The following is a 16,156-nucleotide window of genomic DNA, read 5'->3' as shown; positions in this document are numbered from 1 at the left end:
CTATCTATGGGTATATTTTGACTTCACCAACAGCGTCATTAAATGTAGGCATCACAAAATCTTTCCCCTGCTCTTATCTAAAAGAACAGAAGGAACGGCTTATTATGCTTATCGATCCGCAGTTAAACGCCCGGGCCTTTTATCCTACTCTGCTGGCAAACGGTTTTCGCCGCAGCGGTGATCAGGTCTACCGCCCGCACTGTGAACACTGCCGCGCATGCCAGTCACTGCGGATCCCTGTCGCAGACTTTAAAAAATCACGCAGTCAGAAACGCCTGCTGAACAAAAACAAAAATCTGCAGGTTAAAATCAGCGCCTGCGTCAACGAAGACTATTTTAATTTATACCAGCGTTATATCAGCCAAACTCACTCTGACGGTCCGATGTTTCCGGCATCGAAAGAACAGTATGAAGATTTTATTAAATCTTCCTGGAATGAAAGCATTTTTATAGAAATTTATGATCAGCACAAGCTTGTTTCAGTGAGTGTCACCGATGTTATAAATCATCCAGGCAGTACTGCCTGGAGCGCTTTTTACTGTTTTTATGATCCCGATTACCGGGGCTGCTCTCTGGGGAAATTTGCCGTATTAAAGCAGTTAGATTTAGCAGAAAAGCATGCTGTTGACTGGTTATACCTGGGCTATTACATAGAAAACTGTCAGAAGATGAATTACAAAACACAGTTTAATCCGCATCAGCGCTTCATTGACGGTCAGTGGTTTGATTTTGATAAATCAATGAACTGAGCATATAGTTAATATAATTAAGCAGAACGGCTCAATAAATAAGCAACAATCCTTTACCCTACCGCATAATTCTGGCATTATGCGCCGACTGAAATTAGCACAATATTAAATACAAAGGATCCATCGCCAATGGCAAAAGAAGACAGTATTGAAATGCAGGGCACAATCTTAGATACACTGCCTAACACAATGTTCCGCGTAGAATTAGAAAACGGACACATGGTTACAGCACATATCTCTGGTAAAATGCGTAAAAACTACATCCGTATTCTTACTGGTGATAAAGTAACAGTACAGCTTACACCTTACGATTTATCTAAAGGTCGTATCGTATTCCGTGCTCGTTAATTGTTAACAGCAGCGAATACCCGGTTTTTAACAGCAGTTTAAAAGCCTAATAAAAAACCAGCTTATGCTGGTTTTTTATTGTCTAAAATACCTCTGTAAAATCAATTACTCAATTCTAAAGCTTTCGCATATTCAAATTTTATATTTTCAGCGTCCGCATCCAGAGACACAGTCACACTGCCGCCGTCCTGCAGCTCACCAAATAAGATCTCATTAGCTAAAGGTTTCTTAAGCTTCTCCTGAATCAGCCTTGCCATCGGACGAGCCCCCATCGCACGATCATAACCATGCTCGGCCAGCCATTTACGAGCCTCTTCAGTCACTTCCATGGAAATCTGTTTTTTATCAAGCTGCGCCTGCAGCTGCACGATAAATTTGTCAACAACCTGATATATAACATCCAGTTCAAGGTGATTAAACCAGATAACGTTATCAAGACGGTTTCTAAATTCCGGAGAAAACAGCTTATTAATTTCATCTACTGCTTTATGTGAATCTTTCTGATCTTTAAAACCAATACTCTGCTTTTCTGTTTCACGCACGCCGGCATTAGTTGTCATCACCAGAATAATATTTCTAAAATCTGCTTTACGGCCGTTATTATCCGTTAAAGTGCCGTGATCCATTACCTGTAGCAGGATGTTATAAATATCACTGTGTGCCTTTTCTATTTCATCTAATAACAGCACCGCATAGGGATGCTTAACCACAGCATCGGTTAATAAACCGGCCTGCTCATAACCTACGTAGCCTGGAGGTGCACCTAATAAACGAGAAACCGTATGTTTCTCCATATATTCCGACATATCAAAACGTAAAAGTTCCACCCCCATCGCTTTGGCAAGCTGCTGCGTTACCTCGGTTTTGCCGACACCAGTAGGCCCGGCAAACAGGAATGAACCGATTGGTTTTAACTCTTCGGACAACCCCGAACGGTTGAGGTGTATCGCGTCAGTCAGCACGTCAATAGCATTATTCTGACCAAATACCGTCATTTTCAAACGTTCAGGTAACTTAGCAAGCTGATCTTTATCCGAACTGGTTACTGATTTTTGCGGAATACGGGCAATCTTGGCGATAATCGTTTCTATTTCCAGCACGCCGATGGTTTTTTTACGCTTACTCGCAGGTAATAAACGCATCTGCGATCCGGCTTCATCAATAACATCAATCGCTTTATCAGGAAGATGGCGGTCATTGATATATTTGGCACTGAGCTCAGCGGCAGCCATTAATGCCTTGGTGGTATAACGAATACTATGGTGATCTTCATAACGGGAACGTAAACCTAATAAAATCTGTCCTGTCTCTTTTATTGAAGGTTCGAGTACATCCACTTTCTGGAAACGGCGTGATAAAGCATGCTCTTTTTCAAAAATCTGTCCGAACTCTTTATAGGTCGTTGACCCCATGCAGCGCAGTTTACCGCCGCTTAATAAAGGTTTTAATAAATTTGCCGCGTCAAGCTGCCCGCCTGTAGCAGCTCCGGCCCCGATAATAGTATGAATTTCATCAATAAATAAAATCGCATTTTCCTGTGTTTCGAGCTGTGTTAATACGGTTTTAAAACGCTGCTCAAACTCACCGCGGTATTTAGTACCGGCCAGTAATGCGCCCATATCAAGCGAGTAGATAATATTATCTTCAATAACATCCGGTACGTTTTTATTAACAATCCGGTAAGCCAGGCCTTCAGCAATAGCTGTTTTACCCACCCCGGCTTCACCAACCAGCAGCGGATTGTTTTTCCGGCGGCGGCATAAAATCTGTACACAGCGCTCGACTTCTTTGTCACGTCCGATTAAGGGGTCGATAACACCAGATTCCACCTGCTCATTAAGGTTAATGGTAAACGGCATATCGTCATTCTGTTCAACCACAGTTTCACTGTTTTCCTGCTCTTCAAATACATCAGGAGTTGAATCAGCTGATTTGCTGATACCGTGGGAAATGTAATTAACAACATCCAGACGGGAAAGATGCGCTTTTTTTAAGAAGTACACGGCTTGTGATTCCTGCTCGCTAAAAATAGCAACCAGTACGCTGCCCGCAGAGACTTCACTGCTGCCCGATGACTGCACATGAAAGATAGCCCGCTGCAGAACACGCTCAAATGCAATTGTCGGCTGAATTTCAATCTCCTGATTACGTACTTCCGGTATGGCAGGCGTTGTTTCTAAAAAGGTCATTACTTCTAAATGCAGAGAAACAATATCAACGGAGCAGGCTGTTAATAATGTTTTAATTTCATCATTTTCCAGCAGCGCAAGCAGCAGATGCTCGATTGTCATAAATTCATGCGATTTTTCAAAAGCAATACGGAAGGCTAAATCTAAACTGTTTTCTAACGCTTTATCTAACATAAACGCCCCTTGCTGGGTTAATTACTGAGAATACCGAATGCTGTATAATACTTACGATTCTTTTTCCATTGAGCATCGTAACGGGTGTTCATTTTGTTTCGCATAATTCATGACCTGCATTACTTTTGTTTCCGCGATTTCGGCAGTAAAGGTGCCGCAGATACCCACTCCTTTATAATGAACATTGAGCATTACTTCGGTCGCGCTTTCATTATCCAGTCTGAAGAAGCGCTGTAACACATCAATTACAAAATCCATCGGTGTATAGTCATCATTATGCAGCAGCACATTATACATCGAAGGCGGAACCAGCTTAGTTTCAGATCTTTCGATCGTTGCTGATTCATTACCAGTTTGAGGGGTATTTTTATCACTCATCTTTAAGTCTAGTCTTATTTAATAAAGTTACGAAAATTATATAGGCCCGAAAGGCCTGTCAGGTAGAGCTAGATTAATGATTAGTTGGGCAATGTGCAAACTGTGATGGACAATAAAAATCAGTGACCTGCTTATTCATCAGCGGCGGCAGGTTTTAACAGCACCCGGCAGGCAGGCGGACAACCCCGTCACACTAACAGCAATTTGTAAGCACTTAAAAATACAGTAAAAAATGTGCGCCAGCCCACTAAAATGCAAAACAGATAAGGTAATATAAATGCATTATAAAAAAAACATAACCTACACAGCTTGTTAAAATTAAAGGAGAAATTTGTGAGTCACGGTGAATCTGTCTATCTAACCTTAGCAAATAAGATCAGTGAAAAGTTTAAAATAATAGAGTGCGTGGAAGCGATCGCCCTGGGCGGCTCTCAAACCAGCGGCAGCTTAGATAAACACTCCGATATTGATCTTTATATTTACTCAAGTGAAACAATCTCGCTGGCTGCACGTCAGGAGATTGTTGACAAGCTGGGAGCGAGTAAAGCCGATCTCAATCTTACCTTCTGGGATCTTGGTGATGAGTGGTTTGATTTAGAAACCGGTATTGAAGTTGATATTATTTACTGGGATAAATCATGGATAGAAGAGCAGCTGCAGCGCCTGCTTATTTCCCACCAGGCTAATATGGGTTATTCAACCTGCTTCTGGCAGACAGTGTGCAGCTCAAAAATATTGTTTGACCGCAACGGCTGGTTTGCGCAGCTGCAGAACAAATATAAAGTCAGCTATCCGGAGTCGTTAAAACAGGCGATTATAAGCAAAAACCAGCCGGTATTAAGAGATGTCATTCCGTCTTATTATATGCAGATAAAAAAAGCATTAGATCGTCAGGATCTGCTCAGTATCAATCACCGCCTGGCGGCACTGTTTGCAAGTTATTTTGATGTGCTCTACGCAGTTAATAAGGTAATGAATCCGGGAGAGAAAAAAGTATTAAACTATGTGCTGCAGAGCTGTGCTAAAGTACCGGCAGATCTGCATAAACAGGTAAATAATATCCTCCTGTCAGCAGCTGCCGGCGACAGAATTTTACTTAATCAGCTGGATGAACTGCTTGACGGGTTAGATAATCTGCTGGCAGCCGAAAATCCAGTTTAATAAAAGACATTCACAAAAAAGCCGCTGCAGAGAGAATAACAGCGGCTGATTAAGCAGTCATTTTCATTCAAATCAGTTTTTACTGATTTTATCTTTAAGTCTCTTCTGCACCACTTCAACTAACGAGTCAGGTTGAAATTTAGATAAAAAATCATCACAGCCGACTTTTTCAACCATAGCCTGATTAAAACTGCCGCTCAATGAAGTATTTAACACGATATGCAGCCCGGCCATACGCGGATCATTACGGATCTCATTTGTTAATTTGTAACCGTCCATTACCGGCATTTCAGCATCTGTTATCAGCATCAGAATCTCATCTTCGACCTTCTTACCCTGATCCGCCCAGCCCTGCAGAATATCCAGCGCCTGCCGCCCGTTACAGGCAGGAATGATTTCGATACCTAACTGCGACAGAGTACCGTCAACCTGTTTGCGTGCGGTCGAGGAGTCATCAACATGGAGAATTTTGCGCCCGATAAATTCTTGAGAAATTTCAGTATCAACAACACCTTCAGAAATACTCAGTTTATACTCTACAATTTCAGCCAGAACTTTTTCAACATCAATGATTTCCACCAGCTCTACCACCCCCTCCCGTTCGAGTTTGGTAATAGCGGTCAGATAATGGTTTCGTCCAACAGAACTTGGCGGGGGCATTATTTCCCCCCAGTTCATATTAACAATATGTTCAACTTTTCCGACTAAAAAGCCCTGTACGGTGCGGTTGTACTCAGTAATAATCAGATTACACTGCTCATCAACCGGCAGCGGTTTAAGGCCTATCGCTTCTCTTAAATTAATAACAGGAATGGATTCGCCGCGAATCGCGGCAACACCAGAAATCTTGGGATGAGAATTAGGAAGTTTGTTTAAAGCCGGCAGCTTAACAACCTCTTTAACTTTAAACACATTAATAGCAAACAACTGCCTGCCCTGCAGGTGAAACAAAAGCAGTTCAAGTCGATTTTCACCAACTAAGTTTGTGCGTTGATCCACTGTATCAAGAATACTTGCCATCTATTTGCCAATCCTATTTTTAAACGCGACTACTCTTCTGAGCATAGCTAATCTTTTCGGCAAATAAAATGTACTGCTGTTGTTTTTCTTGATTAATGGCAATTATATGGGAGCAGGCCGCTGTTTCTGCTATGCAGAGACAGCGGCCGTGACTACAAAGCAGTTAACGGCCCTGCTTTGGTTTTAAATAATGGATCACCTGATTAGAACTTCCGCGCCACTGCAGGTTGGCATCAGCTAAGGACTGTTCAAATTTTCCGTCGATCAAGACATCAATCAGATCAACTATTTCCTGCTGCTGCTGCGTAAGTTCATTTAACAGATAACCGCTCCACACCCAGATATCTTTACCGGGACATTCAGCTTTAACACGCTTAATTAATTTTAATACCTGCTCAACATTAGCTGGATGCAGCGGATCGCCACCGGACAAAGTCAGTCCCTGCTTTTTAATACGTGAATCATTAAGATCACTGATTATCTGTTCAGCAAGCTGCTCAGTGAATAGTTCACCGGCATCAGGTGACCAGGTTGACTGGTTATAGCAGCCCCTGCAGTTATGAATACAGCCGGAAACAAACAGCGTACAGCGGGTTCCCTCACCATTTAAAACATCAATCGGATAATATTTACTGTAATTCATAGAGGACTCCTAAAACAAAAACACCCCACTGTATGTGAGGTGTCTTTAAGTTGTTACTAAATAAAAAGTTTAAAGGTGTTTAACGCGGCGTTTAACTTCTTCCTGCTTACCTTCATTAAACGGACGTGCATCCGGGCTGCCTAAATAACCGCACACGCGGCGTGTTACTGCTACTTTCTCAGAATCAGAGTTACCGCAGCTCGGGCAGACAAATCCTTTACTGGTACAGTCAAACTCACCATGAAAACCACAAACATAACACTCGTCAATCGGTGTATTAGTGCCGTAGTAAGGTACACGTGAATAACTGTAATCCCAGACATCTTCTAACGCTTTAAGATTATGCTTCATATTCGGGTATTCACCGTAACAGATGAAGCCGCCGCTGGCGATTTCCGGATAAGGCATCTCAAAATCAAGTTTATCGTAAGGGTTTACAGATTTTTCAACATCTAGATGGAAGCTGTTAGTGTAATAACCTTTATCTGTTACGCCTTCTAAAACACCAAACTGTTTAGCATCTAAACGGCAGAAACGGTCACAGAGGTTTTCAGAAGGTGTTGAGTATAAGCTGAAGCCGTACCCCGTTTCCTCAGTCCAGCGCACTGTTGCCTGTTTCAGATAACGGATCATTGCAATCGCTTTTTCCTGTTTCTCTTTATCATCAAAAAGATGACCGTCAGAGCCGTGCAGAGCGTTAATTGCTTCATGCAGACCGATATAACCAAGAGAAATAGAAGCTCGTCCGTTTTTAAAGATTTCTGCAATGCAGTCGTCTGCTTTTAAACGCACGCCGCAGGCGCCTTCCATATATAGAATCGGCGCAACACTCGCTTTCACTTCAGATAAACGTTCGATACGTGTATCTAATGCTTTTTTGGCAATATTTAAGCGACTGTCTAATAATTTATAAAAAGCCTGCTCACCACCACCGGCTTCTAAAGCAATACGCGGTAAGTTAAGACTTACAACACCAAGATTATTACGACCGTCATGGATCAGTTCATTATTTTCTTCGTAAGTACCTAAAAAGCTGCGGCAGCCCATCGGCGTTTTAAACGACCCTGTTACATCAACTACTTTTTCGTAGTTTAAGATATCAGGATACATACGTTTTGAAGCACATTTTAATGCCAGCTGTTTAATATCATAATTCTGATCTGTACTTTTATGGTTTACACCGTCTTTGATTGCAAAAACCAGTTTAGGGAAAATAGCAGTTTTGCGGTTCTTACCTAAACCGGCAATACGAATTTTGAAAATAGACTCTTGAATTAAACGCGCTTCCCAGCTGGTACCCAGACCAAAACCAAAGGTCACAAAAGGTGTCTGTCCGTTTGCTGTATGCAGTGTATTCACTTCATATTCAAGCGACTGGAAAGCATTAAAACACTCTTTTTCAGTCTGCTGCGCAGCATAAGCCTGAGGTTCGCTGACCCCCCACTCTTCTGCTGTTGCTAAATGTTTCTGGTAACTTTTTGTTACATAAGGCGCAAGCGTGGTATCAATGCCGTTAATGGTTGTACCGCCGTAAATATGGCTGGCTACCTGAGCAATAATCTGTGCAGTTACAGCAGTTGCCGTTGAGATTGATTTCGGCTCTTCAATCTCTGCATTGCCCATTTTAAAGCCTTTGGTAAACATCCCTTTAATATCAATTAACATACAGTTAAACATAGGGAAAAACGGTGCGTAATCTAAATCGTGATAATGCAGCTCACCTTTATCGTGAGCACGTACTACATCACGGGGCAGGATATGTGATTTTGCATAGTGTTTGGCAACAATACCGGCCAGCAGATCCCGTTGTGTCGGGATAACCTTGCTGTCTTTATTGGCATTTTCATTCAGTAAAGAGGCATTACTCTGTTCAATCAGGCCGTAAATTTCACTGTTTAAATGACTTTTGCGCTCTCGTGCAATATCTCTGTCATGACGGTATTCAATATATACGCGGGCCAGCTCAGTATGGCCGCTTTTCATCAAACACTCTTCAACCGCATCTTGAATATCATGAATATCAACTTCAACCTGACCTTGTAACTGCCCTTCAACTTCATTGGCAACGGCAAATGCATCAACACCTTTACAGCGGGCGGCGCCGGACGCTTTTAAGATAGCTTCAGCTATACGTAAGGCATTAAAAGGGACTTGGCTACCATCTCGTTTAATAACAACAGGTTTCATAAATAACAGGGCTCCGTGATAACAGTGAAAACACCACATATAGTGTTGAGGAGGCGGATATTACACTATATATGGCTTGCATCAAGCACTTTCATTGAAGATGCACAGTAAAAATAAAGCAACTTTTAATACATAAAAACATGAGCTAGCGCAAAAAAACAGCCATAATATAAATTATACAAATAACACTTTTTATATTGCATTTTTAAGAAGCAGTTTTAGCAGGAATTTATAGGGGTAGTAATCACTATCGCTGTATTAAATATACGAGTATTAAGCGGTAAACAAAAAATGTAGCCTATGCCGAAGTAATATATCATTATGATTAAAAAATTACATTTCTCAGGTGCAACTCAGACACCAGAGCAAGTCGATAGGCAAGCATTTTATTATTTCTAGAGTCTTGATTTAATCTGTTAGAACTTTAACTTCATGCCTAAAACCTGCTCGCTTCTCATATTTGCTGATTTTTGCATTTCAATTGATAACAGGTATATACCCTATCCAGCGACTTTTATACTAAACATCTGCTGTTTTACTGCTATAATAAGGCCCGTTTTTTTGGCCTGCGCAATACACTTACACAGGTAATGGAATTAAATTTTTATGAGTGATTATTTTTTACTTTTTTTCGGTACTGTGCTGGTTAACAACTTCGTATTAGTAAAGTTTTTAGGTTTATGCCCTTTTATGGGTGTTTCTAATAAAGTAGAAACCGCTGTCGGCATGTCCTTTGCAACAACGTTTGTTTTAACCTTAACCGCTGCACTCTCCTATATTGTTAATAACTTTATCCTGCTGCCGCTGGATCTGCTTTATCTGCAGACCTTGAGTTTTATTCTGGTCATTGCTGTGGTTGTGCAGTTTACCGAAATGGTAATGCATAAAACCAGCCCTACTTTATACCGCCTGCTGGGTATCTTTTTACCCTTGATTACCACCAACTGTGCCATTTTAGGTCTGGCACTGCTGAACATTAATGAAGGGCATGACTTTGTTGAGTCAATTATTTACGGATTCAGTGCCGGTGTTGGTTTTTCCTTAGTACTGGTGCTTTTCTCCTCCATGCGCGAACGTTTAGCCGCCTCCGATGTGCCTCTGCCTTTTAAAGGCGCATCAATTGCCATGATCACCGCAGGTTTAATGTCTCTTGCCTTTATGGGCTTTACCGGCCTTATTAAATAATAGATTTGATCAAACGGAATAAATACAGATGATAATCAGCATTGCTATCGCCATTTTAACGCTTGGAATTTTAGGCGCCCTGTTCGGCTCTTTATTAGGTTACTCTTCAATACGTTTTAAAGTAAAAGAAGATCCTATTGTTGAAGAGTTAGATGCTATTTTACCACAGACACAATGCGGCCAGTGCGGCTACCCCGGCTGCAAGCCTTATGCTCAGGCTATTGCCAACGGTGAAGAGATCAATAAATGCCCGCCCGGCGGACAGGCCGTTATGCTGCAGTTAGCAGAGCGCATGGGCATAGAACCGCAGGCACTGGACGGCGAAGAAAAACCCAAACTAGTCGCTTTTATCCGTGAAGACCAGTGTATCGGCTGTACTAAATGTATTCAGGCCTGTCCTGTTGATGCAATTATAGGCTCAACCCGGCAGATGCATACGGTGATCAGTGATGAATGTACCGGCTGCGAGCTATGCGTGGCACCATGTCCGACAGACTGTATCGATATGAACCCGATTGCTTTAACAACACAAAACTGGCAGTGGGATCTCAACCGTATTCCAACAAAAATCAACACTGAGCTCTAGCATGACAACACAACCAATTAACCTGCTCAGTGAAGAGCAGCTTGCACAAATATCTTCCGGAAAACAATGGACTTTCCACGGCGGCGTTCACCCCCAGGAAAACAAAATTCAAAGCAGCGGCAGTGCTATCTGTGATGCCGGTATTCCCGAATTTTTAGTTATCGGCATTGAACATAAGGGACATAGCCCGGAAATGCTGGTCAAAGTCGGTGATCCGGTATTAAAAGGACAGGCACTGACCAAGGTTTACGGTGCTATGGTAGTGCAGCATGCCAGCAGTTCAGGTATTGTTCATGCAATAGAAAAGCGCACTGATCTTCATCCTTCCGGTCTGCCGGTACTGTCAGTTGTGATTAAAACTGACGGATTAGACCGAAGCATTGCTTATAACAAGCCGGATAATTTCCGGGATGCTCCAAGTGTCACCCTGATTGAAACTATTCAGCATGCAGGTATTGTCGGACTCGGCGGAGCAGGCTTTCCAAGTCATCTGAAACTTTCTCATAGTGACGGCATTAAACTGCTTATTATCAATGCAGCTGAATGCGAACCATACATTACAGCTGATGACCGCCTGATGCAGGAGCATGCTCAGGAAATTTTTCAGGGCATTGAAGTGCTGGAGCATATCCTGCAGCCTAAGTTAATCGTTATTGCTGTTGAAGATAATAAACCACAAGCGGTAGAAGCACTGCAGCTGGCACTGCAGAAGATGCATTTAACCCTGCGGGCTGAGCTTATTATCCGCACCATTCCGACACTTTACCCGTCCGGCAGTGAAAAGCAGTTAATTGAAATAATTACCGGCAGACAGACACCGCTTGGTAAGCACCCTACCGAGCTTGGCATTGTCATGCAGAATGTCGGTACTGTATTTGCCGTAAAAGAAGCGGTTGTTGACGGAAAACCGTTAACTTCCCGTATTGTCACATTAACCGGTGATGCCCTGCGCAAAAAAGGTAATGCCAGCGTGCGTATCGGCACGCCGATTCAGTACCTGTTAGATAAATATCAGCTTAATAGTGAAACTGCGCAGAAACTCATTATCGGCGGGCCTATGATGGGTTTTTCCATCAGTCACGGAGATATTCCGGTAACTAAAACCTGTAACTGTATCCTTGCACCGACAGTACAGGAGATACCGGCCCCCTCTGCAGAAATGTCCTGTATCCGCTGCGGCGAATGCGCTCATGCCTGCCCGGCTTCGCTGCTGCCGCAGCAGTTATTATGGTACTCACAGAGTAAAGACCACGATAAGTTAGATGACTATAACCTGTCGGCCTGCATTGAATGCGGTGCATGTGCTTTTGTCTGTCCAAGTAATATCCCTCTGGTTGAATATTACCGTGTTGCTAAAGCAGAAATTAATACCGCCGAGCAGGAAGCTAAAAAAGCAGAAACAGCCCGAATTCGTCATAAGAATCGTGAAGCACGCTTAGAACAGGCAAAAATTGACCGCCAGGCAAAACATAAGCAGGCAGCTGAAAAACGTAAACAGCAGTTAAAAGAGAAAAACGGCGGTGAAGATTTAATTGCAGCGGCGCTTGCACGCGCTAAAGCCAAAAAAGCAGACAGCGCTGCAGGTGAAAACAGTGAGCAGGCTGATACTCCGAAAAGTGCAGCTGCAGCGGCTGTCGCCCGGGCAAAAGCTAAAAAAGCAGCCTTAGCTGAAGCGGCATCTGAAAGTTCAGCCACTGGTACTGCTGATAAACCTAAAAACGATGCAGTGGCGGCGGCTGTTGCCCGTGCTAAAGCCAAGAAAGCAGCTCAGGCACAGCAGGACTCACAGTCAGATGTTGCAGAAGAAACTCAGCTTGATCCTAAAAAAGCAGCCGTAGCAGCTGCTATTGCCCGTGCTAAAGCCAAGAAAGCAGCTCAAGCACAGCAGGACTCACAGTCAGATATTGCAGAAGAAACTCAGGTTGATCCTAAAAAAGCAGCCGTCGCAGCTGCGGTTGCCCGTGCTAAAGCTAAAAAAGCAGCGGCACAGCAGAACAGCGAAACGGCTGAACCAGAAGAGGCGCCGAGCGATCCTAAAAAAGCAGCCGTCGCAGCTGCGGTTGCCAAAGCCAAAGCGAAAAAAGCAGCTTCCGCAAATGCAGATCAACCCGATAACAGTGCTGTTACTGCCGCCCGTGAAAAACGCAAAGAGCAGGCTCGCCTGCATAAGCAGGAAAAACAGCAGCTGGCAAATGAAGCAGTAAAAAATAGTTTAGATACAGCTCTCGATAAAAACTCCACGGCGGCTGAAGATAGAAAAGCGAAAATAGCGGCGGCAGTTGCCAAAGCAAAAGCCAGACAAACCGCACAAAAGGATCAATAAATATGGCATTTATGAATTCAAGCTCTCCGCACCAGCGTCAGAGAAGAACCACTTCGCAGATAATGGTGATGGTGATCCTGTGTTTAATTCCCGGCGTGTTTTTACAAAGTTATTTCTTCGGCATTGGTAACTTATTACAGATAACACTCGCTTCAGTCGTGGCCCTGGGAAGTGAAGCGCTGATATTAAAATTACGCAAACGCCCAGTTTTAAGAAGCTTAAAAGACGGCAGCGCGCTGTTAACCGGTTTACTGATTGCAGTTTCGATTCCGCCGTTATCACCATGGTGGATTGTGGTGATAGGTACAGCTTTTGCCGTGATCTTTGTTAAACAGCTGTACGGCGGACTGGGACAAAACCTGTTTAATCCGGCAATGGCGGCTTATGTAGTGCTGTTGATTTCATTTCCAGTACAAATGACCTCCTGGATCCCGGTGCAGTCATTACATCCTTTTTCACTGACCTTTATGGATCAGCTAAGCGCCTTTTTAAGCGGCTTTACATTAGACGGATATACGGTAGCACAGCTGAGTGTCAGCATTGACGGTTTAACCATGGCAACACCGCTTGACACTGCCCGTAATGCGCTACATTCTGGTTTTACCATCACAGAAATGCTTAACAGTGCAGAGTTTAAAGCTTCATCGGCACAGGCTATCCAGTGGGTTAATGTCGGCTTTTTATTCGGCGGATTAATATTATTATATAAGCGTATTATTCAGTGGTATATCCCGGCAGCCTTTCTGGCCGGCTTAGTCAGCTTCTCTTTTATCGCTTTTGCTTATAATCCGGACCTTAATATCTCGCCTCTGTTCCATATCTTTTCAGGGGCGACTATGCTTGGGGCATTTTTCATCTTAACCGATCCGGTCACCGCAGCCACTACCGTAAAAGGACGCATTTTTTATGGTTTATTAGTTGCGTTAATTGTAGTTATTATTCGAAATATCGGCGGTTATCCCGATGCCGTTGCATTTGCAGTACTGCTCGGCAACATGTGTGTGCCGCTTATCGACTATTACACCCAGCCGAAAGTTTACGGAGGCCGTGCCTAGTATGTTCCCTACTATTAACCGCCACACCCTGTTATCAGCAGCTTTTGCACTATTACCTGGTTACATGAGCGCAGCGCTTATTAATCATAACACCCAGCCGAAAGTTTACGGAGGCCGTATTTAATATGTTTCCTACTATTAGCCGCAACGCTCTATTATTAGCCGCTTTTGCCGTTGTCTGTACCGCCTGTATTGCTCTTGTCAGTGTATTGACCAAGCCGGTTATTGCTCAGCAGGAGCAAAGAGCATTATTAAAAACACTTAACCAGCTTATTCCTGAAGAGTCCTATGATAATGATATTTATGCCACCTGCTTCACTGTCACAGATGAAAACCTGTTAGGCAGTAAGGAGCCGCAGCAGGTCTTTATCGCTAAAAAAGATCAGGACCCGGTAGCATTATTCTTAGAAGCAAGCACCCTGCGCGGTTATGCCGGTGAAATAAAAATACTGGTCGGTATCTATAAAGACGGAAAGGTAGCCGGCGTACGGGTTACCCGCCATACGGAAACACCCGGACTTGGTGATAAAGTTCAGCTTAGTAAATCAAACTGGATAAATTCATTTACCGGAAAGTTTTACCACGAGTCAGAGGCGCATCGCTGGGAAGTTAAAAAGAATAACGGTGATTTTGATGCATTTACCGGGGCAACCATCACCCCCCGCGCCGTGACGCTTGCGGTCAAGGATGTTTTGATATATTTCCAGGATAATAAACAGCAGCTGTTCAGTCACCCGGCAGATTGTGGAGAAAAGCAATGAACCAGCAGGTAGAAGAAATCGAAAGCCAGCAGACAGCAGAAGCAGAGCAGGGTATTTACAAAGAGTTAATGTACCAGGGATTATGGAAAAATAACCCGGGTATTGTACAGCTCCTGGGGTTATGCCCCCTGCTTGCGGTCAGCAATACATTAACCAATGCGTTAGGCTTAGGGTTAGCGACGCTGTTTGTACTGACTGCATCAAACTCACTGATCTCACTTATTCGTAATCATGTGCCTAAAACGATTCGTATTCCCGTTTTTGTTATGATCATCGCCTCATTAGTAAGCTGTATTCAGCTGCTTATGAATGCATTTATCTACGAGCTTTATCTTTCTCTGGGGATTTTTATTCCGCTGATCGTAACCAACTGCATTATTATCGGTCGTGCAGAAGCATTTGCATCAAAAAACACTGTCAAGCATGCTGCTTTTGACGGACTGATGATGGGACTGGGTTTCAGCGCTGTACTGGTTTTATTAGGTGCAAGCCGCGAAATTTTAGCCCAGGGTACCCTGTTTGACGGCATCGAAACATTATTAGGTGACTGGGCGCAGTTTCTGACTGTCACTCTCTATCATACCGATACCAGCTTTTTATTAGCAGCCCTGCCGCCGGGCGCTTTTATTATTATGGGTTTGATCATTGCGCTTAAAAACAGCATTGACCAGAAGGCGGAAAAATAATGAACAAAGAAAAACGTCGTGAAATATTAACCCGCTTACGTGACAACAACCCGAATCCGCAGACTGAGCTGAACTACAGCACGCCCTTTGAACTGTTAATTGCGGTTATTTTATCTGCGCAGGCAACGGATGTGGGTGTTAATAAAGCCACCGATAAACTCTATCCCGCAGCTAATACCCCGGAAGCGATTGCTGCATTAGGGCTGGACGGGTTAAAGCATTATATTAAAACCATCGGCCTTTATAACAGCAAAGCGGCTAACGTTATTAAAACCTGTCAGATGCTGGTTGAGCTTCATAACAGTCAGGTGCCGGAAAACAGAGAAGCACTGGAAGCCCTGCCCGGTGTCGGCCGAAAAACCGCCAATGTAGTATTAAACACAGCATTCGGCTGGCCGACCATCGCCGTAGATACTCATATCTTTCGCGTTTCCAACCGCACCAAACTAGCTATGGGTAAAAATGTAGACCAGGTAGAAGAGAAGTTATTAAAGGTGATCCCGGCTGAATTTAAAGTCGATGTACATCACTGGCTTATTCTACACGGCCGTTATACCTGCATCGCCCGCAAACCACGCTGCGGCAGCTGTATCATTGAAGACCTCTGTGAGTTCAAAGAAAAAACAAGTGATTAGGAGCTTTATACTGACTCATACGAACCGGCACTGAGCCTGTCAGCGCCATCGTATCCCTCATTCATCTTTGGGATAT

The 16,156-nt window shown here is 43.5% G+C and carries 16 protein-coding genes; 11 read left to right on the top strand and 5 right to left on the bottom strand.

What is annotated here, in order from left to right; all coding sequences use genetic code 11:
• Window positions 1-17: 17 nt before the first annotated feature.
• Window positions 18-749 (top strand): arginyltransferase, encoded by a 732-nt coding sequence (locus G337_RS0112675; protein ID WP_028864220.1) that lies wholly within the window; start codon window positions 18-20, stop codon window positions 747-749.
• Between the two features lie 129 nt (window positions 750-878).
• Window positions 879-1,097: a translation initiation factor IF-1 gene (gene infA, locus G337_RS0112670; RefSeq protein ID WP_019613018.1), complete on the top strand. Its 219-nt coding sequence runs from the start codon at window positions 879-881 to the stop codon at window positions 1,095-1,097.
• A gap of 101 nt (window positions 1,098-1,198) precedes the next feature.
• Here the strand turns inward: infA and clpA are convergent, their stop codons facing one another.
• Together clpA and clpS are read right to left on the bottom strand one after the other, a co-directional pair.
• Entirely contained in the window at window positions 1,199-3,460 is a 2,262-nt protein-coding gene (clpA, locus tag G337_RS0112665; protein WP_028864219.1) for an ATP-dependent Clp protease ATP-binding subunit ClpA, read from the bottom strand.
• A 51-nt stretch (window positions 3,461-3,511) separates the two neighbouring features.
• Entirely contained in the window at window positions 3,512-3,838 is a 327-nt protein-coding gene (clpS, locus tag G337_RS0112660) for an ATP-dependent Clp protease adapter ClpS (RefSeq protein ID WP_028864218.1), read from the bottom strand.
• Between the two features lie 333 nt (window positions 3,839-4,171).
• Between clpS and G337_RS0112655 the strand changes: the two genes are divergently transcribed.
• Entirely contained in the window at window positions 4,172-4,999 is an 828-nt protein-coding gene (locus G337_RS0112655) for a nucleotidyltransferase domain-containing protein (protein WP_051303230.1), read from the top strand.
• 72 nt (window positions 5,000-5,071) lie between these two features.
• On the opposite strand, the gene G337_RS0112650 is transcribed toward G337_RS0112655, so the two are convergent.
• The 3 genes from G337_RS0112650 to nrdD all read right to left on the bottom strand — a co-directional run bounded on the left by G337_RS0112650 (window position 5,072) and on the right by nrdD (window position 8,849).
• A complete protein-coding gene (locus G337_RS0112650; protein WP_028864216.1) occupies window positions 5,072-6,019 on the bottom strand; it encodes a chemotaxis protein CheV in 948 nt (315 codons plus the stop codon).
• A 163-nt stretch (window positions 6,020-6,182) separates the two neighbouring features.
• Window positions 6,183-6,662, bottom strand: coding sequence for an anaerobic ribonucleoside-triphosphate reductase-activating protein (nrdG, locus tag G337_RS0112645; RefSeq protein ID WP_028864215.1), 480 nt, complete (start codon window positions 6,660-6,662; stop codon window positions 6,183-6,185).
• Between the two features lie 69 nt (window positions 6,663-6,731).
• Window positions 6,732-8,849: an anaerobic ribonucleoside-triphosphate reductase gene (nrdD, locus tag G337_RS0112640; RefSeq protein WP_028864214.1), complete on the bottom strand. Its 2,118-nt coding sequence runs from the start codon at window positions 8,847-8,849 to the stop codon at window positions 6,732-6,734.
• Between the two features lie 606 nt (window positions 8,850-9,455).
• Between nrdD and rsxA the strand changes: the two genes are divergently transcribed.
• The 8 genes from rsxA to nth are packed head-to-tail and all read left to right on the top strand — an operon-like array spanning window position 9,456 to window position 16,080.
• Window positions 9,456-10,034: an electron transport complex subunit RsxA gene (gene rsxA, locus G337_RS0112635; RefSeq protein ID WP_028864213.1), complete on the top strand. Its 579-nt coding sequence runs from the start codon at window positions 9,456-9,458 to the stop codon at window positions 10,032-10,034.
• 28 nt (window positions 10,035-10,062) lie between these two features.
• On the top strand, window positions 10,063-10,620 hold the full coding sequence (rsxB, locus tag G337_RS0112630) for an electron transport complex subunit RsxB (protein WP_084605365.1): 558 nt from the start codon (window positions 10,063-10,065) through the stop codon (window positions 10,618-10,620).
• A 1-nt stretch (window position 10,621) separates the two neighbouring features.
• A complete protein-coding gene (gene rsxC, locus G337_RS0112625) occupies window positions 10,622-12,943 on the top strand; it encodes an electron transport complex subunit RsxC (protein WP_037027436.1) in 2,322 nt (773 codons plus the stop codon).
• 2 nt (window positions 12,944-12,945) lie between these two features.
• Entirely contained in the window at window positions 12,946-13,998 is a 1,053-nt protein-coding gene (gene rsxD, locus G337_RS0112620) for an electron transport complex subunit RsxD (protein WP_028864210.1), read from the top strand.
• Window position 13,999: 1 nt separating this feature from the next.
• Window positions 14,000-14,122, top strand: coding sequence for a hypothetical protein (locus G337_RS29425; RefSeq protein WP_281170209.1), 123 nt, complete (start codon window positions 14,000-14,002; stop codon window positions 14,120-14,122).
• 1 nt (window position 14,123) lies between these two features.
• Complete coding sequence (gene rsxG, locus G337_RS0112610) at window positions 14,124-14,759, top strand: electron transport complex subunit RsxG (protein ID WP_028864209.1); 636 nt, start codon at window positions 14,124-14,126, stop codon at window positions 14,757-14,759.
• Entirely contained in the window at window positions 14,756-15,445 is a 690-nt protein-coding gene (locus tag G337_RS0112605) for an electron transport complex subunit RsxE (protein WP_028864208.1), read from the top strand. The genes rsxG and G337_RS0112605 overlap by 4 nt, the downstream gene beginning before the upstream one ends.
• On the top strand, window positions 15,445-16,080 hold the full coding sequence (nth, locus tag G337_RS0112600; protein ID WP_028864207.1) for an endonuclease III: 636 nt from the start codon (window positions 15,445-15,447) through the stop codon (window positions 16,078-16,080). The genes G337_RS0112605 and nth overlap by 1 nt, the downstream gene beginning before the upstream one ends.
• Window positions 16,081-16,156 lie beyond the last annotated feature (76 nt).

Source organism: Psychromonas aquimarina ATCC BAA-1526 (genome assembly GCF_000428725.1).
Classification (GTDB): Bacteria; Pseudomonadota; Gammaproteobacteria; order Enterobacterales; family Psychromonadaceae; genus Psychromonas; species Psychromonas aquimarina.
Note: the sequence above shows the minus strand (reverse complement) of the source record. Positions and strands in the feature narration are given on the sequence as shown.